General features: G+C 74.6%; 17 protein-coding genes and 1 pseudogene. 5 read left to right on the top strand and 13 right to left on the bottom strand.

Translation table 11 applies throughout. From position 1 onward, the window contains the following. Window positions 1-106: 106 nt before the first annotated feature. The 4 genes from ABTY40_RS17505 to ABTY40_RS17490 form a co-directional block, all read right to left on the bottom strand. A complete protein-coding gene (locus ABTY40_RS17505) occupies window positions 107-586 on the bottom strand; it encodes an ACT domain-containing protein (protein WP_352060320.1) in 480 nt (159 codons plus the stop codon). Further along, window positions 583-897 (bottom strand): DUF6191 domain-containing protein, encoded by a 315-nt coding sequence (locus ABTY40_RS17500; protein WP_352060319.1) that lies wholly within the window; start codon window positions 895-897, stop codon window positions 583-585. Before ABTY40_RS17500 ends, ABTY40_RS17505 begins: the two co-directional genes overlap by 4 nt. A 305-nt stretch (window positions 898-1,202) precedes the next feature. Then, on the bottom strand, window positions 1,203-2,141 hold the full coding sequence (locus ABTY40_RS17495) for a poly-gamma-glutamate hydrolase family protein (protein ID WP_352060318.1): 939 nt from the start codon (window positions 2,139-2,141) through the stop codon (window positions 1,203-1,205). A 185-nt stretch (window positions 2,142-2,326) separates the two neighbouring features. Continuing rightward, window positions 2,327-3,895: an alpha/beta fold hydrolase gene (locus ABTY40_RS17490; RefSeq protein ID WP_352060317.1), complete on the bottom strand. Its 1,569-nt coding sequence runs from the start codon at window positions 3,893-3,895 to the stop codon at window positions 2,327-2,329. A gap of 103 nt (window positions 3,896-3,998) precedes the next feature. Between ABTY40_RS17490 and ABTY40_RS17485 the strand changes: the two genes are divergently transcribed. Continuing rightward, a complete protein-coding gene (locus ABTY40_RS17485; protein WP_352060316.1) occupies window positions 3,999-4,817 on the top strand; it encodes a pentapeptide repeat-containing protein in 819 nt (272 codons plus the stop codon). 54 nt (window positions 4,818-4,871) lie between these two features. Here the strand turns inward: ABTY40_RS17485 and ABTY40_RS17480 are convergent, their stop codons facing one another. From ABTY40_RS17480 to ABTY40_RS17450, 7 genes are all read right to left on the bottom strand, one after another. Then, on the bottom strand, window positions 4,872-5,882 hold the full coding sequence (locus ABTY40_RS17480) for a zinc-dependent alcohol dehydrogenase family protein (RefSeq protein ID WP_352060315.1): 1,011 nt from the start codon (window positions 5,880-5,882) through the stop codon (window positions 4,872-4,874). 123 nt (window positions 5,883-6,005) lie between these two features. Then, window positions 6,006-6,797 (bottom strand): GNAT family N-acetyltransferase, encoded by a 792-nt coding sequence (locus ABTY40_RS17475; RefSeq protein WP_352060314.1) that lies wholly within the window; start codon window positions 6,795-6,797, stop codon window positions 6,006-6,008. A gap of 73 nt (window positions 6,798-6,870) precedes the next feature. Continuing rightward, window positions 6,871-8,082 (bottom strand): cytochrome P450, encoded by a 1,212-nt coding sequence (locus ABTY40_RS17470; RefSeq protein ID WP_352060313.1) that lies wholly within the window; start codon window positions 8,080-8,082, stop codon window positions 6,871-6,873. Beyond that, entirely contained in the window at window positions 8,079-8,648 is a 570-nt protein-coding gene (locus ABTY40_RS17465; RefSeq protein ID WP_345283138.1) for a cupin domain-containing protein, read from the bottom strand. Before ABTY40_RS17465 ends, ABTY40_RS17470 begins: the two co-directional genes overlap by 4 nt. A gap of 16 nt (window positions 8,649-8,664) precedes the next feature. Then, the gene (locus ABTY40_RS17460; RefSeq protein ID WP_352060312.1) at window positions 8,665-9,885 is read right to left on the bottom strand and encodes a cytochrome P450; all 1,221 of its coding nucleotides are present in this window, start codon (window positions 9,883-9,885) and stop codon (window positions 8,665-8,667) included. A 280-nt stretch (window positions 9,886-10,165) separates the two neighbouring features. After that, the gene (locus tag ABTY40_RS17455; protein WP_352060311.1) at window positions 10,166-11,032 is read right to left on the bottom strand and encodes a geranyl diphosphate 2-C-methyltransferase; all 867 of its coding nucleotides are present in this window, start codon (window positions 11,030-11,032) and stop codon (window positions 10,166-10,168) included. Between the two features lie 65 nt (window positions 11,033-11,097). Next, window positions 11,098-12,528, bottom strand: coding sequence for a family 2B encapsulin nanocompartment shell protein (locus ABTY40_RS17450; protein ID WP_352060310.1), 1,431 nt, complete (start codon window positions 12,526-12,528; stop codon window positions 11,098-11,100). A 304-nt stretch (window positions 12,529-12,832) separates the two neighbouring features. On the opposite strand from ABTY40_RS17450, the gene paaK reads away from it, so the two are divergent. Continuing rightward, window positions 12,833-14,116, top strand: a complete 1,284-nt coding sequence (gene paaK / locus ABTY40_RS17445) for a phenylacetate--CoA ligase PaaK (RefSeq protein WP_352060309.1) — start codon at window positions 12,833-12,835, stop codon at window positions 14,114-14,116. Window positions 14,117-14,149: 33 nt separating this feature from the next. Here the strand turns inward: paaK and ABTY40_RS17440 are convergent. Further along, a pseudogene (locus ABTY40_RS17440) lies at window positions 14,150-15,665 on the bottom strand (fatty acyl-CoA synthetase). Window positions 15,666-15,828: 163 nt separating this feature from the next. On the opposite strand from ABTY40_RS17440, the gene ABTY40_RS17435 reads away from it, so the two are divergent. Then, complete coding sequence (locus ABTY40_RS17435) at window positions 15,829-18,267, top strand: penicillin acylase family protein (RefSeq protein WP_352060308.1); 2,439 nt, start codon at window positions 15,829-15,831, stop codon at window positions 18,265-18,267. Between the two features lie 18 nt (window positions 18,268-18,285). Here the strand turns inward: ABTY40_RS17435 and ABTY40_RS17430 are convergent, their stop codons facing one another. Further along, window positions 18,286-19,383 (bottom strand): calcium:cation antiporter, encoded by a 1,098-nt coding sequence (locus ABTY40_RS17430; protein WP_352060307.1) that lies wholly within the window; start codon window positions 19,381-19,383, stop codon window positions 18,286-18,288. A gap of 210 nt (window positions 19,384-19,593) precedes the next feature. Between ABTY40_RS17430 and ABTY40_RS17425 the strand changes: the two genes are divergently transcribed. Next, a complete protein-coding gene (locus ABTY40_RS17425) occupies window positions 19,594-21,381 on the top strand; it encodes a serine hydrolase domain-containing protein (RefSeq protein WP_352060306.1) in 1,788 nt (595 codons plus the stop codon). A 246-nt stretch (window positions 21,382-21,627) separates the two neighbouring features. Further along, on the top strand, window positions 21,628-23,610 hold the full coding sequence (locus ABTY40_RS17420) for an exo-alpha-sialidase (RefSeq protein WP_352060305.1): 1,983 nt from the start codon (window positions 21,628-21,630) through the stop codon (window positions 23,608-23,610). Window positions 23,611-23,619 lie beyond the last annotated feature (9 nt).

Here is a 23,619-nt window from a genome sequence, read left to right as displayed (position 1 = left end):
TTCTCCACCCCCACCCTGGGGGCGCACGCCCCGGCGCAGCGGGGGCGCGCCGGGGGCCGTCGCCCCACGTGGGCCCCAGGGTACGACGGGGACGCCGCGGCGTCCCTCACCGGTCCCGGTCGTGATCGAATCCGCCGCAGGAGCGGTCCGCGAGGGCCCGGAGCAGGCCCAACGCCTCGTCGGCGCTGTCGTGTTCGACGAAGAGGTGGTCGTGGTGGAAGCCGGCCACCACGTTGCAGCTCAGGCCGGCGGCGGCGAGTGCGCGGGCGACGGCGGCCGTCAGGCCCACGGCGTCGAGGGCGGAGTGCACGCGCAGGGTGATCCAGGCCGCCACGTAGTCGTACGCGAGCCCCGCCGCGTCGGCCTCCTCCCGCCGTACGACCAGGGTGCGGCCCTCCGCCTCGGTGACCGTGACGACGGGGTCGAGGCCCGCCGGGACGGGGCCGTCGACCGTGGTGAAGACGTAGGCCCCGGGGTTCCGCAGGGGCCGCAGGCCGGCGAGGAGACGGCCGAGGTCGCGTTCGGGGCGCGGGGGCGCCGGGGCGGTCGGACGCCGCCCGCCGGGCCCGGTGCCGGGGCGGGTCACCGGCGGGGAAGGACGACGACCGCGGTGCCCGTGGCCAGGTCGACCGTGGTGCGGTGGGACGGGGCGCCGTTGTCCTCGTTGTCCGGGACGACCAGGGAGGACTGCCGCTCCTTGAGTTCGTGCTGCTTGCCCGCCGAGAGGCTCGCGTGCGGCTGTTCGAAGCCGGTGGTGGCGATCTGGCCCTGGCGCGCACTGTTCCGCCAGGGCAGCGCACCCGCCCGGCCGGCGCGCAGCGGCAACCGGTCGACGAAGGCCGGCGCCGTGAGGACGATGACGAGCCCGGACAGGGTCATGAAGGCGACGACGTGCATGGCTCCCAGTATTCGGGCCCCGGTCCCCCGCGTCACCCCTCCGGGGACCGGTCCGGTGGGGCCGGATGCGTTCGCCCGTCCGCGCGCCGTGCTCCGGGCCCGCGCTCGCCGTACGGCGGTTCACCGACCGGCGGCCCGGTCGTGGACGACGCGCGGTGCCGGAGTGACGGGGGCGGCCCGATCACGCGCCCCGCAGGGCACCGCCGATCCGCGCCGGCAGCGCCGCAGAGCACCCTACTGGCCCACCCGGGTGGGCCCGCGCCCCGCCGCCCGGGGCACGGGGCCGGGAGACTCACGGTCCCGGATCAGGCCGCCAGGCCCCGCTCGTGACGGTCGACGGCCTGACGCACGGCACCGACGAAGGCGTTCCAGAAGTGGGCGGGTTCGGTGCCCGAGCCGGCCGTACGGCGGCGGGCCGGGGCGCCGCTGAAGTCGCCGAACATGGCCCGGCGCAGGGCGGTGGAGATCTCGAGCTGGGCGCCCGCGCCGGTGGCGGTGCGGTTGACGATGTTGGCCGGGTCGTCGCCGTTCAGGGCGCTGTCCTGGCCCGCGACGGTCACCACCACCTTCCGGGCGGGGTCCGCCTGGCCGGCGGTGAGACCGTGGGCGGCGAAGGAGGCCGCCAGGTTGCGCATCAGCCGCTGGTCGCGGCCGCCGATGAGGATCTGCTTGTCGGAGACGGCCGATTCCGGGCTGTCGGGCTTGGGTGCGAAGCCGTGGAGGGAGACGGCGTACAGGTTGCGGGAGCAGACCGCGAGGGCGGCCGGGTCGTCGCAGTGGGTGGAGGTGACGTGCAGCTCGCTCGACGAGGCGAGCCCCTCGAACATCCAGTAGTCGCGCTGCGGCACGCCGGGCACCACGGCCTGCTCGGGGGTGACGGTCCCGGCCTCGTCCTCGGCGAGGAGGACGTAGCCGGCGATGGCCAGGCACAGTTCGCTGGTACCGGCCTCGATGCCGCCGCCGTGCGGGGCGAGGACGGCGGTGCTGCGGACGGGCTCGGTGGCGTGCCGCAGATTGTCGGAGAGTTCGGGCCGCGGGTGGGTGCGGAACCGGCGCATCCAGTGGACGCCCTCCTGGTACTCGGCCTTGCTGTAGAGCACCGCGTTGGAGGCGGGTTCGGTGGTGGTGGCCGCCGCGGCGGCGGGGGCGTTGCCCGCGAGGTCACCGATGAGGGGCAGGCCGGCCGCGGCGGCGGCCACGGAGGTCAGGAGCGTGCGTCGGCTGGTGCCGCTGGTGAAGGTCATGCGGTGATGATCGCGGACGCCCGGCGGGGCGCCAAGAGCGGGGCGGTCGGAGCCCCTTCCTCGCCAGGCGGGAAGGGCGCGGTGGCCGCGGCCGGTCCGTCAGGTCGAAGGACGTCGCGGCCGCCGGCCCCTTCCGTCGTTCCGGCGGGGCCGGCCGGGCGTGGACCGCCCGTGACGGCGCGCCGTCAGGTCCCTTCCATGTCGCCCGCGTTCGGCGCCGACGGGCCGAGGCCGAATTCCCGGAGGGCGGCGAGGAAGCCGGCCGGGTCCTCCGTGTGGATCAGGTGGCCCGCGTCGCCGGTCCACAGGCGTGCTCCGGGAATGTCCTCGGCGAGCCGGCGCAGCTGGTCCTGCGGGAGGTGGCTGCGTTCCCCGCCGGCGAGGACCAGCGTCGGCACGGTGAGCGCCGGGTGGCCGGTGCGCCAGGCGGGGTCGGGGTCATTGAGCTGGGCGTCGGTGGCGGGGACGATCGCCCGGTCGAAGGGGAGCGGCCCGTCGGGGAGTTCGGCGGGTCCGCGTGGCGGGTCGAGCGGCACGAATACGGGCGGTTCCTCCAGGACGAGCCGTCCGACGAGGGCGGGCTCGCCGCGGGCGAGGAGGAGTGCGGCGCCGCCACCCATCGAGTGGGCGACGATCGTGGCGCCGGTCAGGCCGAGTGCCTTGAGGAATCCGCCGAGTTCGTCGCGGAAGACGTCGAATCCGTAGTGCCCGGGGTGGTCGCTGAGGCCGTGGCCGCGCAGGTCGGGGGCGTACACGCGGTGGTCGGCCGCGAGGGAGGCGGCGATGTCGTCCCAGGTGGTGCTGTTCTCGCCGCGGCCGTGGACGAGGACGACGGGCGGGGCGTCCTCGGGTCCCTGGACACGGTAGGCGAGGCGGACGCCGTCGACGGTGACCGTGCGGACGGCGGGGTCGAGGAAGGCGGCGACCGCACGGACGAAGGCTCCGGCGTCGTCGATCCAGGGGTGGTGGGCCGCGCCCGCCTGGACGAGGAGTTCGCCGTGCGGGAGGAGGGCGGCGGTCTCGGCGGCCAGGGCGGGGGTGGGCCCGGCGTCGTACTCCCCCGCGAGGACGAGGACGGGGGCGGTGAGGGTGGCGAGCGCGCGGCGCGTCGCCTCCGGGGTGTAGGCGCCGTCGGCGTGGTAGCGGGCGGCGGCCTCGGGGTGGGTCTGGTGCCGGCCGGCCGCGGCGTGGGCCCGGGCGGCCTCGTCCCAGCGGCCGTACCCGAAGGGCTCGACGGCTTCCCGGACGCTCTCCGGGGGCGCGTCGGGGCCGAGGGCGTCCAGGGCGTCCAGGGCGGCCCGCGCCTCCGGGTACCAGGGCCGGCCGGCGAAGATCTCGACGGCCGCGTCCCACTCCTCGTCGGTGACCTCCTGGCCGAGGGCGCGGGCCAGTGAGGTGACGAGGACGAGGGAGCGGACGCGCTCGGGGTGGGCGGCGGCGTACAGAAGGGCGAGGTTGCCACCCGCGGAGTGGCCGAGGAGGTCGATCCGGTCGAGTCCGAGGTGGGCCCTGAGCGCCTCGACGTCGGGGACCTGGCGGTCGCAGCGGTAGGTGGCGGGATCGGTGGGCTCCGCGCTCGCGCCGGTGCCCCGGGCGTCGAGGAGGACGAGGGTCCGGTGGGCGGAGAGGCCTCCGAGGTCGCCGAGGTACGCGGCGTCGCGGAGGGGGCCGCCCGCGAGGCAGACGAGGGGGTCGCCCTCGCCCTCCAGGCGGTAGGCCAGTTCGGTTCCGTCATAGGTCGTGAACGTCGGCATGGCGCGAGCCTCCCCCGGGCTTCGTGATCTTGGCAAGGGAGTCCCGGCCGGGGCGCGATACGGTGGGTGGATCCGTCCCTGACATGCGAAGGACCGTTTCACCGTGCCCGAGACCCGGGAGACCGCGCTGCGCGGCAACTGCGCCAACTGCTTCGGCCTGTGCTGCGTGGCCCTGCCCTTCGCCCGGTCGGCCGACTTCGCCGTCGACAAGCCCTCCGGCGACCCCTGCCGGAACCTGCGGGACGACTTCCGCTGCGGCATCCACACCAGGCTGCGGCCGAGCGGCTTCCAGGGGTGCACGGTGTACGACTGCTTCGGCGCCGGCCAGCACGTCTCCCAGGTCACCTTCGCCGGGGTCTCCTGGCGGGCGGCGCCGGAGACGGCGCGGCAGATGTACGAGGTGTTCCCGGTGGTGCGCCAGCTCCATGAGCTGCTCCGCTACCTCACCGAGGCCCTCGGGCGGCGGGCCGCGCGAGGGCTGCGCGGCGAGCTGGGCGCGGCGCTGGCCCGGGTGGAGGAGCTGACGGCCCTGGACGCCGACGCCCTGGAGAAGCTGGACGTGGCGTCCGTGCGCGGCGAGGTGAACCCGCTGCTGCTGCGGACGAGCGAGCTGGTGCGGGCGGGGGCCGGCGGTCGGCCGCCGAAGAGCCGGCGCGGGGCGGATCTGATCGGCAAGCGGTTGCGCGGGGCGCGGCTGCGGGGCGCGGACCTGCGCGGTGCCCTGCTCATCGCGGCGGACCTGACGGGCGCCGACCTGTCGCTCACCGACCTGATCGGCGCGGACCTGCGGGACGCGCAGCTCGCGGGAGCGGATCTGACGGACGCCCTGTTCCTGACGCAGCCGCAGCTCAACGCGGCGCGCGGGGACGCCGCGACCCGCCTCCCGGACGGTTTCGAGCGCCCCGCCCACTGGGTTTCCTGAGGTCCGGCAGCGTGCCGGGGCCGGCGGCGGACCCGCGCGGCCCCGGGCTTCGGGTCAGGACACCGGGGCCACGGTGACCACCAGTTTGCCCACCTGCTCGCCTGCCTCCATGGCGCGGTGGGCGGCGACGATCTCGGTGAGGTCGAAGGTGCGGTCGACCCTCGGGGTGAAGACGCCGGTACGCAGCCCGGAGAGGACGTACGCGTGGGCCCTGCGCAGGCGCTCGGGGTCGCGGGTGGTCTCCAGCATGGTGTAGGTGCGCAGGGCGACCGCGGGCATGCCCAGGTCGAAGCCGGGGTACGGCGTCGGCAGGCCGCCGACCGCTCCGTACAGCAGCAGTGTGCCGCCGGGGGCGACGGCCCGGGTGAGCGCGGTGACGCCGGGGCCGGCGACCGCGTCGAAGACGAGGTCGGCGCCGCGTCCGCCGGTGAGGGCGAGGATCCGCGCGGTGACGTCCTCCTCGTCGGTGACGATCACCTCGGCCGCGCCGGCGGCGAGGAGCGCCCCCTTCTTGGCGCGGGTGCGGGTGGTGGCGACGGGGACGGCGCCGGCCCGGAGGGCCGTACGGATCGCGGCGAGGCCGACGCCGCTGGAGGCGGCGGTGAGGACGACGGTGTCCCCGGCGCGGACGCCGCCGACCTCCACGAGGCCGCCGTAGGCGGTGATGTACGGCATCCAGACGGACGCGCCGCCGACGGCGTCGAGCCCCTCGGGCCGGTCGACCACCGAGGCGGCGGGCACGAGCGCCCGGTCGGCGTAGACGCCGTAGTCGTTCATGGAGAAGGAGGGCACGACGCTGACCGTGCGGCCGGGTTCGACGCCGGTCACACCGGGGCCGACGGCCTCCACGACGCCCGCGGCCTCCAGTCCGAGGCGGGCGGGGAAGCGGCGGGCGGGTTCGATGTAGTGGCCGCCCCGGAAGAGTGCCTCGGCCCGGTTGAGGCCGATGGCCTCGACCTTGAGCAGGAGTTCCCCGGGGCCGGGGGCGCCGGTCTCGACCTCTTCGAGGCGGAGCACCTCGGGTCCTCCGTGCTCGTGGAACCGTACCGCTCTGGCCCTGGGCATGCCTCGTCCTCCCCGTATGTCGACGACGGCGTGCGGTCGCCGCGCCGTCGGGGCCCAGCCAAACACAGTGTTCGTCTGCCGTCAAACACTTGTGGCCTCAACTGCCGTCGGCGAAAGGTGCGTTCAGCGGGGATCGTACGTGTACGGGGTCGTGGTCGTGAGTGCCGAGAAGCCCAGGCGGGCGAGGATCGGACGGCTGGTGTCGGCCGCGTCGACCTGGACGTAGCGGTGACCGCGCTCCGCCGCGACGCGGGCCCGGTGGGCGACGAGGGCACGGTAGAGGCCCCGGCCGCGCCAGCCCTCGACCGTGCCGCCGCCCCACAGGCCCGCGAAGTCGGTGCCCGGGTACAGCTCCATGCGGGCGGCGCTGACCGGCTCCCCGCCGGCGAGGGCGACGACGGCGGTGACGGTCTCCGGGTCGGCGGCGAGCCGGTCGAGCAGCTGCCGGCCGAGGGCGGAGCTGTCGGTCCCGAAGGCACGCTCGTGCACCTCCGCGACCTGGCGCACCCCGGCCTCGTCGGTGACGGCGCGCAGGGTGACGCCCTCGGGCAGCGGTACGTCCCCGGGCAGGGCGGCGGCCTCCGCGGCCATCAGGGTCTCGGGGTCCTCGGCGGTGAATCCGGCGGCGAGGAGGCGTGCACCGAGCCGGGCGGGCCTGTCGTGCCCGTACAGCTTCCATTCGAAGGGCACCCCGGCGGCGCGGTAGTGGCCGATCTGCGCGGCGATCACGGCGTCGGTCTCGGCGTCCGGGGAATCCGGGGCGAGCCCTGACCAGAGGACGCCGTTCCAGGAGTGGGCCGGGCCGGTGGCGCGGACGACGGGGCCGGCCCGCTCGACGCGGGACCCGGGTCCGTCCGGGCGCGCCCCGAGGCGCAGTTGGCGGTCGTACAGGTCACGCAGGTGCTGGGGTTCCATGCGGTCACCCCAGCACCCGGGGGCGGCGGGCCGCAACGCGTTTACCGGCACGGGCCGGCGGCCCGGACCGCGTTCACCAGGTCACGGGCAGGGCGACCGGGCCGCGGTTGACGGTCCCGCGACGCCAGGCGAGGCGTTCGGGCGCGACGGCGAGGGCGAGGGCGGGGAAGCGGGTGAGGAGGGTGGAGAGCATCACCTCGGCCTCCATGCGGGCGAGGGCCGCGCCCGCGCAGTAGTGGAGGCCGTGGCCGAAGGCGAGGTGCGGGGCCTCGTCCCGTTCGAGGTCGAGCCGGTCGGGGTCGGTGAAGACGGCGGGGTCCCGGTTGGCCGCCGGGTAGAAGACGTGCACGGCCTCCCCGGCGCGGACGGTGACGCCACCGACCTCGATGTCGGCGGTGGCGATCCGGGGCATGCCGACGCCGTTGCGCTGCGGGATGTAGCGCAGGAGTTCCTCCACGGCCGGGGGCAGGCGGGCCGGTTCCGCGCGCAGTTTCGCCGTCTGGTCGGGGTGGACGAGGAGCACGTACACCATGGTGGCCACGATGTTCCGCACGGCGTCGAGGCCGTTGAGGGTGAGCATGACGGCGGTGGAGACGAGTTCCGGGGTGCTGAGCCCGCCGGCGGCGCGGGCGGCGGCGAGTTCACTGATGAGGTCGTCGGCCGGGTGTTCGGCGCGGTGCCGGGCGAGACCGGCGACGTAGGCGGCGATCTCGCCCTTGACGGACTCCGCGTCGGCCTCGGTGGTGTCGTGGCGCAGGACGGCCTCGCGCCAGGCGTGGACCCGGTCGAGGTCGGCGGCGGGGACGCCGAGGAGTTCGGCGACGACGGAGGCGGACAGGGGGCCGATGAAGGTCTCGGTGAGGTCGGCGGGCGGGCCCGCGTCCCGCGTCCGCGCCGCGAGGTCGGCGGCCCGTTCCTCGGTGTGCGCGCGCAGCGCCCGCATGCGGCGGCGGGTGAAGGTGGGGGCGATCAGCTTGCGCAGCCGGGTGTGGTCGGGCGGGTCGGCGCGGCCGACGCCGCCGGCCGGGGCGAGGGTGTGGGGGGTCGAGCTGGGGAGCGGCCGGCCGGCGGTGAGCGCGCGGCTCATGCGCGGGTCGGCGGTGACCTGCCGGATGTCCTCGTAGCGGGTGACGAGCCAGGCGTGCCCCTCCCCGTACGGGAGGCGGACCCGGGCGACGGGCTCCTCGCGGAGCAGTCGGCGGGGCAGCGGGTCGGGGTCGGTGGCGGGCAGGGGGACCACGGCCCAGTCGTGGACGACGGGGCCGTGGTTCTCGGGTGCGGTCATGGGGTGGGGGTGGTCTCCTGCCTGACTCCGGCGTCGTGCCGGAGGGGGGTGATCTGTTCGATGTCGTAGCGGAGGCGGAGCCGTTCGATGGCCTCGTGGTCGACCTCGCCGCCGGAGCCGAGGATGTCCATGAGCTCCTCGAAGTAGCGCTCGTGGTCGGGCGGGGGCGAGGCCTGGAACAGCATGCGGACCGGTTCGCCGGTGGGGTTGGCGAAGGCGTGGGGACAGCCGGGCGGGACGAGGAGCAGGGTGCCGGGGGTGGCGCGGACGGCGCGCTGCCCGGAGGCGGACTCCCACTCGCGCCAGCTGTCGGGAGTGCGGACGAGCGGTTCGAAGGCGAGGACGTCGAGTTCGCCCTCCAGGATGTAGAAGAGCTCCTCGCTGTGGCCGTGGGCGTGGGCACCGACATCGAAGCCGGGCGGGACGACGACCTCGAAGGTGGAGGCGGTACGGCTGTGCTCGCCGGTCACCTTGAAGGTGACGTGCTGGGCGGCGGTGGTCAGGGTCTTGCCGTGGCCGGGCGGGACGACGAGTCCGCCGGCCGGTCCGATGGCCGTGGCTGTCACGGGGTTCCGGCTCCTCTCACCAGGTGACGGGCAGGGTCTCGGGGCCCCGGATGAGGGCGCCGCGCTGCCAGCGGAGCTCCTCCTCGGGGACGGCGAGCCGCAGGCCGGGGAAGCGGGTCCACAGGGAGTCGAGGAGGATCTCGGACTCGATGCGGGCCAGCGCGGAGCCGGGGCAGTAGTGGGGGCCGTGGCCGAAGGCGACGTGCGGGTTGTAGGCGCGGTCGAAGTCGAGCCGGTCGGGCTCGGGGAAGACGTCCGGGTCGCGGTTGGCGGTCAGGTAGGAGACGTAGACGGGGTCGCCGGCGGGGATGGTGACCCCGCCGACCTCGACGTCCTCCATCGCGATCCGGGAGAGGCCGACGGCGTTGCGGTGCGGGATGTAGCGCAGGAGTTCGTCGACCGCCTGGGGCAGCAGCGCGGGTTCGGCGCGCAGCCGGGCGAGGTGGTCGGGGTGGGTGAGCAGCGCGAAGACCATGTTGGCGCTGTTGTTGCGGACGGCGTGGGCGCCGCCGATCTGGATGAGGACGGCGAGGCCGACGGCCTCGTGTTCGGTGAGGGTGTCGTCGTCGACGGCGTCGGCGAGGACGGCGGCGAGCGTCTCACGGCCGGTGCCGTGGCTGCGGCCGATGAGTTCGGTGAAGTAGCGGCCCATGTCGGCCTTGGCCCGTTCGCTGGCCTCCCGGCCGGCGCCGGCGGAGATGATGGTGTCGGACCAGCGGGCCATCAGCGGCCGGTCGCCCTCGGGGACGCCCATGAGTTCGCTGACCATGGCGAGCGGGAACGGCCGGTTGACCAGCTCCATGAGGTCGGCGGGGGCGCCGTGCTCCTCCACCGTGTCGAGGAGCCGGTCCATGACGGTCTGGGCGTGGTCGCGCAGCGAGCGCAGGGCGCGGGCGCTGAAGGCGCGGGCGACGACACGGCGCATGCGGGTGTGGTCGGGCGGGTCGGCGAAGCCGACGGCGCCCTCCATGGGGATGAAGTGGGGCGCGAGCCGGGTGATGGAGCGGCCCCACACGGCCTGGCGGCTGAAGCGGGGGTCGACGGAGACGAACTTGACGTCCTCGTAGCGGGTGACGAGCCAGGCGTGGCCCTCGCCGTTGGGCAGCCGGACGCGGGTGACCGGGTCCTCGTGCAGCAGGCGGGCGAGGAAGGGGTCGAACTCGAGCCCGGTCAGATCGGGCACGGCCCAGAAGTGGACCTGGGGGGTGTCGGCGGCGCCGGGGGCGGTGGTGGTCACGCGGCCGCCTCCCGGGGAGCGGGGGCGGCGGGGCGGCACAGGTGGGACATGGCGTTCGCTTTCCTTCGGGCAGCCGGGAGGACCCGCCCGTCCGGAACCGGAGGCGGGGACCCGGGGCCGGGCGGCCCCGCTGGCTCCAGCCTTGCCCGCCTCACGGCCCCCTTCCAGTCGAACGGCACGAAACCCACCCCAAGGTGTGATACCGGGATGAGTTCTTCGCCTGGAGGGGGCTTCGGCCGGAGGGGCGGGTCGCGGAGGGGCCGGGTCCTGCTCCGTCGGGTCAGACCCGGTCGGCGACGATCATCAGGTAGTGGAAGCTGCCTTCCTTGTACGCGGTCAGGAAGGCGTCCTCGATGCCGGTGGCGACCGGGCAGCGGGCGCGCAGCTCCCAGTACGGGAGGGTCGCCGGGGTCAGGTCGACCACGTGGAGGGGGACCAGTCCGTTCTCCGCGAGGGCGCGGAAGTACGCGCTGCGCGGGTGGATGTTGCAGGTGTAGTGCTCGTCGATGCGGCTGACCGCCTTGGAGCGCAGGCCGCTGACGTCGTTGGAGCAGCCGGTGACGCAGACGTAGCGGCCCCCGTGCTCCAGGACCCGGGAGAACTCCTCGAACAGCTCGTAGAGGTCCACGTACATCGTGGTCTCGTTGGTCCACACGGCGCGGCGCGAGCCGGTGGCGAATCCGGTGTCGAGCATGTTCCTGAAGTGGAACCGGACGCGGTCGGCGACGCCGCGCTGCTCCGCCTGGGCGTTGGCGAAGCCGACCTGGTACTCGGAGATGGAGACGCCGTCGACGTGGCAGCCGAAGCGCTGCTCGGCCATGAAGCTGGTGCCGCCGCGGCCGGACCCGGCGTCGAGGAGGCGGTCCTGGGGGCCGACGGTGCCGAGCTGGTCGAGGAGGAGGTCGGCCTGGGCGGTCTCCAGGCGGTGGAGCTCCTCGAGGACGCGGCGGTCGCGGGTCTCCTCGGGGCCGGTGAGGACGGAGGGGTCGTACGCGCCGACGCCGTAGTGGTGGTGGTAGAGGCCGTCGATCTCGCCGAGGCGCAGGTTCACCGGGTCCTGCTGGTTGGTGTTCCAGTAGCGGGCCACGGACTCCTGGTAGGGGGTGCGCAGCACCGCGGCCCGGGCGGCGGTGGTGGACGTGGTCATGCGGGTTCCTCGTGGTTCGTGGGGGGTGGCGGCGCGGGGGCCGGCGGCGGGTCCGGCCGCCTGCCTCAGGCGCGCGGGCGGACCTCGACGTTCTCCAGGATGCCGACGGCGTCCGGGACGAGGATCGCGGCGGAGTAGTAGGTGGAGACGAGGTAGGAGATGATCGCCTTGTCGTCGATCCCCATGAAGCGGCAGTTCAGTCCGGGCTCGACCTCGTCGGGCAGCCCGGTCTGGTGGAGGCCGATGACGCCCTCGTTGTTCTCACCGGTACGGACGGCGATGATCGACGAGCTCTGCCGGTCGGTGACGGGGATCTTGCCGCAGGGCAGGATCGGGACGCCGCGCCAGGCCGGGATGTGGTGGCCGTCGACGTCCACGGAGCTGAGGGCGAGGCCGCGCTTGTTGCACTCCTTGCCGAAGGCGGCGATGGCGCGGGGGTGGGCGAAGAGGTACTGCGTGCCACGGCGCATGCTCAGCAGGTCGTCGAGGTCGTCCGGGGTGGGCGGGCCGGAGTGCGTCTGGATGCGCTGGTCGTAGTCGGTGTTGTGGAGCAGGCCGAACTCGGGGTTGTTGACGAGCTCGTGCTCCTGGCGCTCGCGGAGCTCCTGGATGGTGAGCCGCAGCTGCTGCTCGGTCTGGTTCATCGGGTGGTTGTAGAGGTCCGCGACGCGGGTGTGGACCTTCAGGACGGTCTGGGCGACGCTCAGCTCGTACTCGCGCGGCTTGAGCTCGTAGTCGGCGTACGCGCCCGGCAGCGGCACCTCGCCGCGGTGGCCCGCGCTCAGCTCGATGGCCGCCTCGCCCGCCTTGTTGACCGGGCGGCGGAAGCCGTTGGTGCCGAGGCCCTGGACGTGGTCACGGAGGTTCTCGTACTGCTCGGCGACGGCCAGGTAGGCGGTGCGCGGCAGGGCGAGGATGGTGGCCGCGGTGGTGGCGCGGGCGGTGAACTCCCACTTCCCGTCGCCGGCGAGGACCTGGCCGCCGAAGGTGTCGCCGTCGCCGAGGCGGCCGAGGACGGCCTCCTCGCCGTAGGGGCCGGCGCCGATCTTCTCGATCTTGCCGTGGGCGATCAGGTACACGTGGTCGGCCTTCTTGCCGGCGTGCACGATGACCTGGCCGGGCTCGTACTCCTTCTGGACGAAGCGGTCCGCGAGGGCACCGAGCGCGATGTGGTCGTCGAAGCCGCGCAGGAGCGGGAGTTCGGCCAGCTCGGCGGGGATGACCTCGACCTTGGAGCCGCTCTTGACGAAGGTGACACGGCCGTCGCCGACCACGTACGACAGACGGCGGTTGACCCGGTAGACGCCGCCGGGGGTGTGGACCCAGGGCAGGGTGCGCAGCAGCCAGCGGGAGCTGATGCCCTGCATCTGGGGTTCGGACTTGGTGGTCGTCGCGAGGTTGCGCGCGGCGGCGGTGCTGAGGCTGAGCTGGATCTGGCGGATCTCGGCGGCGGGTGCGGGGGCCGGGGTGGCCGCCCGCCCGGTGTCGACCGACATGGGGTCTCCGTTCTGGGGCACGAGGGATCACGGAAGCGCGATCGTCACTCTTCGCGTCCAGATGTAACGCACCGCAGTCTCGGTCCTTCGGGTGCGGCGCGTCCGAGCGGTTGCGCCGGGCGGCGGCGACCGCCCTTCGCGCGCCCCCCTGCGCTCCGCCGTCCGTGCGGTCGTACGAGCCGGGAAAACTCCTTCCCCCCTCTTGCCAAGCCCCCGGGCGCGCCGGTTTTACTGACCGGAAGGATCAACCGAATGATCGGTCGTCCGATTTCTGGTCGGGTTCTCCGAGGTGAGGGAGCGGCGCATGACGGATCTGCTGGACAGCGGCGAACGGCTCGGGCGCGCGGAGCTGGAGGCGTTGCAGCGGGAACGGCTGCGGGCCACCCTGCGGCACGCGTACGAGAACGTGGACTTCTACCGGCGCGCCTTCGACGCGGCGGGGCTCGGCCCGGACGACTGCCGCTCGCCGGCCGACCTGGCCCGCTTCCCCTTCACCACCAAGGCGGACCTGCGCGAGAACTACCCCTTCGGCATGTTCGCGGTGGCGTCCGAGCGGATCCGGCGCGTCCACGCCTCCAGCGGCACCACCGGACGTCCCACCGTCGTCGGTTACACGGACCGTGATCTGGACACCTGGGCGGACGTGGTGGCCCGTTCCCTGCGCGCGGCCGGTGTCCGGCCCGGCCACAAGGTCCACGTGGCCTACGGCTACGGGCTGTTCACCGGCGGCCTGGGGGCGCACTACGGGGCCGAGCGGCTGGGCTGCACGGTGATCCCGGCCTCCGGCGGGATGACGGCCCGGCAGGTGCGGCTGATCCAGGACTTCCGGCCGGAGGTCGTCATGGTGACGCCCAGTTACATGCTGACGTTGCTCGACGAGTTCGAGCGGCAGGGCGTGGACCCGCGGTCCACCTCGCTGAAGGTGGGGGTGTTCGGGGCCGAGCCGTGGACGGAGGCCATGCGGAAGGAGATCGAGGAGCGGTTCGCCATCGACGCGGTCGACATCTACGGCCTGTCGGAGGTCATGGGCCCCGGGGTGGCGCAGGAGTGCGTGGAGACCAAGGACGGGCTGCACGTCTGGGAGGACCACTTCTTCCCGGAGATCGTGGACCCGTTCACGGGTGAGGTGCTGCCCGACGGGGAGGAGGGCGAGCTGGTCCTCACCACGCTGACCAAGGAGGCCATGCCGGTGATCCGCTACCGGACCCGGGACCTGACCCGGCTGCTGCCGGGCACGGCGCGGGTCTTCCGTCGGATGGAGAAGGTCACGGGCCGCAGCGACGACATGATCATCCTGCGCGGGGTGAACCTCTTCCCCACCCAGATCGAGGAGATCGTGCTCCGGACCCCGGCGGTGGCGCCCCACTTCCAGCTGCGGCTCACCCGCGAGGGCCGGCTGGACCGGCTGACCGTACGGGTGGAGGCGCGGCCGGACGCCTCGTCCGGGGACCGGGCCGAGGCGGCCCGGGCGGTCGGGGCGGCCGTGAAGGACGGGATCGGTGTCACGGTCGGGGTCGAGGTGGTCGACCCCGGGACGCTGGAGCGGTCGGTGGGCAAGATCCGGCGGATCGTGGACCTGAGGGCCTGAGAAGCGGGGTTCCGGTGCGCGTCGGCAGGCGCCTCAGGCGGTGGCCGGGTCCGCGAAGCGGTCGCGCAGCTCCCGCTTGAGGATCTTGCCGCTCGCGTTGCGGGGCAGCTCGTCCACGAAGAGGATCCGCTTGGGCGCCTTGAAGGGGGCGAGCTTCTCGCGCGCGTGGGCGAGGAGTTCGGCCTCGGTGACCTCGCCGCGCGGGACGACGACGGCCGTGACCGCCTCGATCCACCGCTCGTGGGGCAGGCCGATGACGGCCGCCTCGGCGACGGCCGGGTGGGTGTAGAGGGCGTCCTCGACCTGGCGGGAGGCGACGAGGACGCCACCGGAGTTGATGACGTCCTTCACCCGGTCGACGATCGTGTAGTAGCCCTCGGCGTCCCGGACGGCGAGGTCGCCGGAGTGGAACCAGCCGCCGCGGAACGCCTCCTTCGTCTCCTCGGGCTTGCCCCAGTACCCCTCGCACAGCTGCGGGGAGCGGTAGACGATCTCCCCCGGCGTGCCGTCGGGCACGTCCGCGCCCCGCTCGTCCACGAGCCGGGCCTCGACGTGCCGGACGGGCCGGCCGCAGGAGTCCATCCGCCCCTCGTGCTCGTCGGGGCCGAGGACGGTGGCGAGGGGCCCGATCTCGGACTGGCCGAAGCAGTTGCGGAAGGCGAGTCCGGGCAGGCGCGCGCGCAGCCGTTCCAGGACGGGCACGGGCATGACCGAGGCGCCGTAGTAGGCCTTCCGCAGCGCCGACAGGTCGCGGTCGGCGAACTCCGGGTGGTTGGCGAGGGCGATCCAGACGGTGGGCGGGGCGAAGAGGCTGTCCGCGCGGCCGGCCTCGATCAGGTCGAACAGGACGGCCGGGTCGGGGCCGTGGACGATGGTGTTCTCGGCGCCGACGGCGAGGTAGGGCAGCAGGAACACATGGGTCTGCGCCGAGTGGTGCAGCGGCAGCGCGTGCACCGGCCGGTCGTCCTCGTGCAGGTCGAGGGCCTCGATGGCGCTCGCGTACGCGTGGACGAGGGCGCGGTGGGTCATCATCGCGCCCTTGGGCAGGGCTGTGGTGCCGGAGGTGTAGAGCAGCTGGGCGAGGTCACGGGCGTCGCGGTCGGTGTCGTACGGCTCCGGCTCGGCGAGCGCGTCGAGGAGCGAACCCGGCGCGTCGCAGGGCCTTGACGGGGATGCCCGCGGGGACGCGGTCCGCGAGGCCGGGGTCGGCGAGGACGAGGCAGCTGTCCGACTGCCCCAGGATGTACGCGAGGTCGTCGCCGGTCAGGTGGCGGTCGACCGGCACGTGGATGAGACCGGCGCGGGCGCAGGCGAGGAACGCGATGAGGTACGCGTCGGAGTTGTGGCCGTAGGCGGCGACCCGGGCGTACTGCGGCAGGCCGATGCCGTGGTGCGCCTCGCGCAGGACGGCGGCGGCGGTGGTCACGGCCTCGTCCAGCTCGGCGTAGGTCCACGAGCGGTCGGCGTACCGGACGGCGGTGCGGTCGGGGACGCGCTGGGCGCTCATGCGCAGGACGCCGTCGACGGTCCGGCTGAGGAGTCGATCCATGCGGTGATCCTGGGCGGGGTCCGGCGGCGGGTCAAGTACCCGTGCGCGGGGGTCCGGACGCCCGCCCGGGCCGGCGCCGGGCACCGAACGGGATGTTGACAAGCGGGTGCGGGCGCTGCCTGCATGGACCGACTGATGGCGCATCACCCCGCCGGGAGGCATCGTGCACCTCCGTACCCGTCCCCGTACGCGCTCCGCGTTCCGTACGCGCCTGAGACATCTGGTCCTGGCCGGGACGGCGCTCGCCGCCGTCACCGCCGCGCTGCCCGGCCCGGCGTCCGCCGGTTCCGGTGAAAGGTTCCACCGGCCGTCCGAACGGGGCCTGACGGCCGTCGTCCGGTACACCGAGTACGGCATCCCGCACATCCTCGCCACGAACTACGCGAACCTCGGCTTCGGCACCGGCTGGGCGCAGGCCGCCGACCAGGTGTGCGTGCTGGCCGACGGCTTCGTCACCGTGAACGGCGAACGCTCCTGGTACTTCGGCGCCGGGGCCGCCCCCGACGGCTCGCTCTCCTCGGCCGCCACGAACCTCTCCAGCGATCTGTACTTCCGCGGGGTCCGGGAGGCGGGGACGGTCGAGGCGCTGCTGCGCGCCCCCGCCCCGGCGGGCCCGAGCGCGGAGCTGAAGGAGCTGATGCGCGGCTGGGCGGCCGGCTACAACGCCTGGCTGAGGAAGAACCGGGTCACCGACCCGGCGTGCGCGGGCGCCACCTGGGTCCGGCCGGTGACCGCGCTGGACGTGGCCCGGCGCGGGTTCGCGGTCTCGGTGCTCGGCGGGCAGGGCCGGGCCGTGGACGGCATCACCGCCGCCCGGCCGCCGGCCGCGGGATCGGCCCCGCCGGCCGCGGGATCGGCCCCGCCGGCCGCGGCGCCCGATCCGGAGCGCGCCGCCCGGGCGGCGCGCGCGCTGTTCGACGCCGGGAACGCGACGATGGGTTCGAACGCCGTCGCCTTCTCCGGTGCGACGACGGCCGGCGGGCGGGGGCTGCTGCTCGGCAATCCGCACTATCCGTGGCACGGCGGCCGGCGCTTCTGGCAGTCCCAGCAGACGATCCCCGGCGAGTTGAACGTCTCGGGGGCCTCGCTGCTCGGCACGACCGTGGTCAACATCGGCTTCAACGAGAAGGTCGCCTGGAGCCACACGGTGGCGACCGGGGTGCCGATGAACCTGCACCAGCTGACGCTCGTGCCGGGCGACCCGACCGCGTACCTGGTGGACGGCCGTCCGGAGCGGATGGTCCCGCGCACGGTGACGGTGGCGGTGAGGGACGCCGCGCCCGTGACGCGTACCCAGTGGTGGACCCGGTACGGGCCGGTCGTGACCGGGCTCGGGGCCCAGCTGCCGCTGCCGTGGTCGGCCGGCACCGCCTACGCCCTCAACGACCCCAACGCGGCCAACCTGCGCGGCTCCGACACGGCGCTCGGCTTCGCGAAGGCCCGCTCCACCGCCGACATCGCCGCCACGCTGCGCCGGGTCCAGGGCCTGCCCTGGGTGAACACCGTCGCCGCCGACGCGGCCGGGCACACCTACTTCGCCCAGGCGCAGGTGCTGCCCCGCATCACCGACGCGCTGGTCCGCGACTGCGCGACGCCGCTGGGGCGGGCCACCTATCCGGCCTCGGGCGTCGCGGTGCTCGACGGCTCGCGCTCCGCCTGCGCGCCCGGCTCCGACCCCGACGCGGCGCAGCCGGGGATCTTCGGGCCGTCCCGGCTGCCCGAGCTGCGCGACCTCCCGTACCTGGTGAACTCCAACGACAGCGCCTGGCTGACCAACGCCGACCGGCCGCTCGACGGTTACGAGCGGATCTTCGGCACGATCGCCACCCCGCGGTCGCTGCGCACCCGGGGCGGTCTGGAGGACGTCGCGGTGATGGCCGGCCGAGGGCGGCTGACGGTCGACGACCTCGGACGGCAGCAGTTCGCCGACCGGGCTCCGGCCGGTGATCTGGCGGCGGCCGACGCGGCGGCGGCCTGTCCGGCGGTGCTGCCGGACGACGCGGAGGCCTGCCGGGTGCTCGCCGCCTGGGACAGGACGACGGACACCGGCAGCCGGGGCGCCCTGCTGTTCGACCGGTTCTGGCGGAAGTTCACCGCGGCCGTGCCGGCCGCGGAGCAGTGGAAGGTGCCGTTCTCCGCGGCGGACCCGGTCCGTACCCCGCACACCCTGGACACGGCCGAGCCGGGCTTCGCGGCGGCCCTGAAGGGAGCGGTGGCGGAGCTGCGGGCGGCCGGGATCCCGCTGGACGCCCCGCTCGGCGCCCACCAGTTCGTGGTGCGGAACGGGGAGCGGATACCGGTGGGCGGCGGCACCGAGTCGCTGGGCGTCTGGAACAAGACGGAGGCCGTGTGGAACGCGGCGGGGGGCGGCTACACGGAGGTCGCGCACGGGACGAGCCATGTGCAGGCGGTGGGCTGGGACGGCGGCCGCTGCCCGGTGGCGCGCACCCTGCTGACGTACTCCCAGTCCTCCGACAGCACGTCACGGCACCACAGCGACCAGACGCGGCTGTACGCGGGCGAGCGCTGGGTGACCTCCCGGTTCTGCGAGAAGGACATCCTGCGCTCGCCGGCGCTGCGGGTGGTGGTCGTCCGGGACTGAGCGACCGGAAGGGAGCGGTCAGGGGCTGAAGGAGAGGAAGACGAAGGCGGCGAAGATCGCGAGGTGGACGCCGCCCTGGAGCAGCGTCGCCCGTCCGGGCACCACGGTCAGGGCGCTCACCGCGCCGGTGAGGACCAGCAGCACCATGTGGAGCGGGCCGAGCCCGAGCACGAGGGGCCCGGACAGCCAGACCGAGGCGAGCGCGATCGCCGGGATCGTCAGGCCGATGCTGGCGATCGCGGAGCCGTAGGCGAGGTTCAGGCTGGTCTGGAAGCGGTCGCGGCGGGCGGCGCGGACGGCGGCGAGGGTCTCGGGGAGGAGGACCATCAGGGCGATGACGACACCGACGACGGCCTTGGGCAGGCCGGCGGACTGGACGCCGTCCTCGATGGTGGGCGAGATCAGCTTGGCGTTGCCGACGACGGCGACGAGGGCGAGCAGGAGCAGGCCGACGCTGAACCAGGTCTCGCGGGCGCCCGGCGGGGCGGCGTGGTCGTCGTCGGAGTCGTGGCCGGGGCGCGGGACGGGGAGGAAGTAGTCGCGGTGCCGGACGGTCTGGACGCCGACGAACACCCCGTACAGGCAGAGGGAGGCGACCGCGGCGAAGGCCAGCTGGGGGCCGGAGAACTCGGGGCCGGAGTGGCTGGTGGTGAAGGCGGGGAGGACCAGCGTCATGGTCGCCAGCGTGCAGACGGTGGCGAGCGCGCCGCCCGAGCCCTCGGCGTTGAAGACGGCGACCCGGTTGCGCAGGGCGGCGACGAGGAGGGAGAGGCCGACGATGCCGTTGCAGGTGATCATGACGGCGGCGAAGACGGTGTCGCGGGCGTAGGTGGAGGTCTTGTCACCGCCTCCGGCCATCAGGGTGACGATGAGCCCCACCTCGATGACGGTGACGGCCACGGCGAGCACGAGCGAGCCGAAGGGCTCTCCGACGCGGTGGGCGACGACCTCGGCGTGGTGGACCGCGGAGAGGACGGCGGCGATCAGGCAGACGGTGACGAGCCCGACGGCGAGGCCCGGTAGGTCCCGCCCCCAGGCGAGGCCGAGCGCGAGCGCGGCCACCACCGGCCCCCAGGTCGTCCACTGCCGGGTCAGCGCCGTCGTACTCGAACTCATGATCCGCATCTTGCCATATACGGCTTTTCGCCGGTTCGTTCCCGAGGGGCCGCGCCGGGTCGCGACCGGGTGAGAGCCTTGACCGACGGACCGTCAGATTCTCGGGTGCGCCGCGTTCTTCCGCGCCCGGGCCCGCTCCGGTAGAAAGTTTCAGATCTTCCCTGAGTGGCCGGAGTTTTCTTTCAACTGGGCAGTGGGAGAGGGTGGACGATGACCGAGGACTCCAGGAGAGACCGGGGCCCGAGCCGCCGCGCGTTCGGCGGTGGCGTGCTCGCCCTGGGAGGTGCGCTGATGATCGGTGCGATTCCGGGGGCCGCGGCCGCCCCGGGGCCGGGGCCCGGCGCGGCCCGGCGGACCACCCTGCGGCACGGCGGGGCCGAGCGCGCCGGTCTCCTGCCGGAGCACCTGGACCGGCTCGTCGCCGATGCCGAATCCTTCCTGCGGCCTTCTCCCCGGCGCCCCTGGTACGCGGGGGCCGTGCTGCTCGCCGGCCGGGGCGGGACCGTGGCCCTCCACCGGCCGATCGGCAAGGCCCTGCGGTACGCGCGCTACGACGAGACGACGGACACCGGGGTGGAGCTGCCGCCGGAGGAGCAGATCCCGATGACCGCGGAGACCGTCTTCGACCTGGCCTCGGTCTCCAAGCTGTTCACCTCGATCCTCGCGGTGCAGCAGATCGAGCGCGGGGCGCTGCGCCTGGAGGAGCGGGTCGCCGCGTACCTGCCGGAGTTCGGCGGCGGCGGGAAGCAGGACGTCACGGTGCGCCAGCTGCTCACCCACACCTCGGGGTTCCGGGCGTGGCTGCCCCTCTACAAGGAGCCCACCCGCGAGGCGCGGCTGCGGCTCCTGTGGCAGGAGGTCCCGGCCCACCCGCCGGGTTCCGCGTACCTCTACTCCGACCTCAACCTGATCACGCTCCAGCTCGTCCTGGAGGAGATCACCGGTCGCGGCCTGGACGCGCTGCTCCACGACGAGATCACCGGCCCGCTCGGGATGCGCCGCACGCGGTTCGCTCCGCCGCCCTCCTGGCGGCCGGGGATCGCCGCCACCGAGGACGCCCGGCGGCCCTGGTCCGGGCTCGACCGGGGCCTGGTGTGGGGTGAGGTCCACGACGAGAACGCCTACGCCTTCGGCGGGATCGCCGGCCACGCGGGCGTCTTCTCCGACGCCTGGGACCTCGCCGTCCTGGCCCGCACACTGCTCAACGGCGGGGCGTACGGCCGGGCCCGCATCCTCTCCCCCGCCTCGGTGGAGCTGATGTTCACCGACTTCAACACCGCCTTCCCCGGCGACGAGCACGGGCTCGGCTTCGAACTCCACCAGCACTGGTACATGGGCGCCATGGCCACGCCCCGCACGGCCGGGCACACCGGTTTCACCGGGACGAGCCTCGTCCTGGACCCGACCGCCGACGCCTTCCTGATCGTGCTGGGCAACTCCGTGCACCCGGTGCGGTCCTGGCGCTCGGGATCCGCCCCGCGCGTCGCCGCCGCGAACGCCCTGGCCCGGGCGGTCCCGGTGCGCCCCGCCCGGGGCCGGACCGCCTGGTTCTCCGGCATGCGCGGCCCCGCGACCGCGCTCCTCACCCTCCCGCCGGTGCCCGGCGGGACCCGGCTCACGTGCGCCCTGTGGTGGGACACCGAGCCGGGGGCCGACCGGGCGGTCCTGGAGGCCTCGGCGGACGGCGGGGGGACCTGGACGCCGGTGCCCTTCACGGCGGTGCGGGAGGGGGAGCCGCCGCGGCCGCACCCCTCGGGCGCGGTGAGCGGCTGGTCGGGACGGGTCTGGTACGGCGTGACCGCCGACCTCCCGGCCGAAGTCCCCGGCCCCGTCCGGCTGCGCTGGCGGTACACGACGAACCGGCTGTACGTGGGCCGGGGCGTGTACGTGGACGGGCTGCGGGTCCTGGACGCCTCGGGCCGCCCCCTCTTCGACGAGGCCCGACCGGCAGACGGGTCGCGGATCGAGACGGACGGCTGGACGCGCTCGGCCGACTGACGGAGAGGCGGGCGGTGCGGGGCGACGGATGTTCCGGCGGGAACCGGCACTCCCCCGGCAGGTCCCGCCGGACGGGAGGGGCGGGGCGCACTACGATGCGCGGGACCGCGGGAGCCGGCCGGCTCCCGCGTGGCGTGCCGCACCGGCCGCCCTCCGCCCCGCCCTCCGTCGCCTCCGTCCGCGTCCCGAGGTGTGCCCCGCATGTTGTCCCTCCTTCCGTGTTGCCCGCGTGCCGGGCGTCGCCTCGTGTCGTCCGTCCCGCTGTACGCGCTCCCCCTGTCGGTCCTGGCCGCCGCCCTGGCGCCGGCCGAGACGTCACCGGCACCGGCACCGGCACCGGCGCCGACCGCGGTCACCGCTCCTCCGGTGGTCACGCCCGCGACCTCCACCACCCCCTTCAAGGCGCGCGAGCACTACTTCTGCACCCGGGTGCCTGCGCTCGTCACGACGCCGGCCGGTGTCCTCCTGGCGTTCGCGGAGGGCCGGGACCGGGACCCGGCGACCGGCTGTCACGACGTCGGCGCCACCGATCTGATCCTCAAGCGGTCCCTGGACGGCGGGAGGACCTGGGACGCGGAGCCCACGATCGTCGTGGGAGCCGGCGACGACCTGGCCCACGGCAATCCGGCGCCGGTCGTGGACGCGGTGACCGGCCGGATCACCCTCCTCCACTCCAGCAGCGACTGGAACCGCGACCGGGCCGCGCCGCGGCGCTCGGGTTTCGACCGCACGGTGTACGCCGTCCACAGCACGGACGGCGGCCTGACCTGGGGGCCGAGCACGCACCAGCCGCAGCTCGACCGCCCCCACTGGTCCTGGGTGTCGACCGGGCCGGGCCATGGCATCCAGCTCGTCCGGGGAAGGCACCGCGGCCGACTGGTGGTGGCCGGTGACCACCACGGCGGCGGGCGGGCCGGCGGCCAGCTGTACCTGAGTGACGACGGCGGGCTCACCTGGGCGATCGGCGCCGTCTCCGACGTGGCCGACACCGGCCCGTACCCCGGCGAGCCGGCGATCGCCGAGACCACCGACGGGAACATCCTCGTCAACGCCCGCAACTCGGAGCCCACGCGCTGCCTGACCGACGCCCACCGGCTGGGCACCACCGCCACCGACGGCGGAGCCGCCTTCGCGGCGCCCTTCGTACCGGTGGCGAACCTGGACACCTCCCCCGTCTTCGGCTCGCTGCTGCGGCTGCACGCCCGGGATCTCGACGGCAGGCCCGACCGGCTGCTGTTCTCGGCCGGTTCCCGGCTCGGCCCCCACACCCTGGAGGACCGCCGCGAGCTCGCGGTCCGTTCCTCCACCGACGAGGGAAGGACCTGGCAGACCGCCGGCACCCTGGTCTCGCCGGCCCGTACGGGCTACTCCGATCTCGCGCTCCTCGCGGACGGCTCCCTCGGGGTCCTGTACGAGACGGGCGCGCACATCCCGCACGGCAGCGTCGTCCACACCTCCTTCACCGAGAAGGCGATGGACGAGGCGCGGACCGAGCTGCGCCTCCCGCGCACCTCCGACACCCGCCAGCGGCCCCCCGGCGAGCGCCCCCACCACGCGCTCGTCCACGGCGGGGCCCGGCTCGTGACGCGCCTGGGCGGACGGGCCATGGAGTTCGACGGGCGCGACGACCACCTGCGGGTCGTCTGCTCCCCGCCCCTGCGGGTCGACGGGCCCGGCCGGGCCGGGGACTTCACCGTCACGGCCTGGTTCCGGCACACGGCCGGCACGGGCACCCTCCCGATCGTGTGGGCGTACGGCGCGCCGGTCCCCGGGGCGGCGCGGACCGTCCGGCACTTCTCGGTCCGGGCCGAGCCCGGGGCCGGTGTGCTGCGCGCCACCGCCGGAACGGACGCCGGCACGACGGACGTGACGCTCCCCTCCGCGTACGGCGACGGCGCCTGGCACCATGTCGTGCTCACCCGGCAGGGCCTCACCCTGGGGCTCGCGGTGGACGGCGGAACGCCGGCCACGGCCGTGATGCCGACGGGACCGGAACCGGACGACACCTGGGTCACGCCCGCCGGACAGTTCAGCCTCCACATCGGCGCCCGGCCGGACTTCCCCGATCGGCCGCCGGGGGTCACGCAGCTGTTCCGGGGCGCCCTGGACGACGTCCGTCTCTTCGGACGGGCGCTGAGCCGGGAGGAGGCGGCCCGGGTCCGGGGCGGCTCCCTCGGCGTGGCCGTCGCGGACGAGCGGCTGCGCCTCGGCTTCACCACCCTCTGGTAACCGCGCGGC

The organism is Streptomyces sp. NPDC126503, assembly GCF_040302405.1.
GTDB classification, from domain to species: Bacteria; Actinomycetota; Actinomycetes; order Streptomycetales; family Streptomycetaceae; genus Streptomyces; species Streptomyces gulbargensis.
Note: the sequence above shows the minus strand (reverse complement) of the source record. Positions and strands in the feature narration are given on the sequence as shown.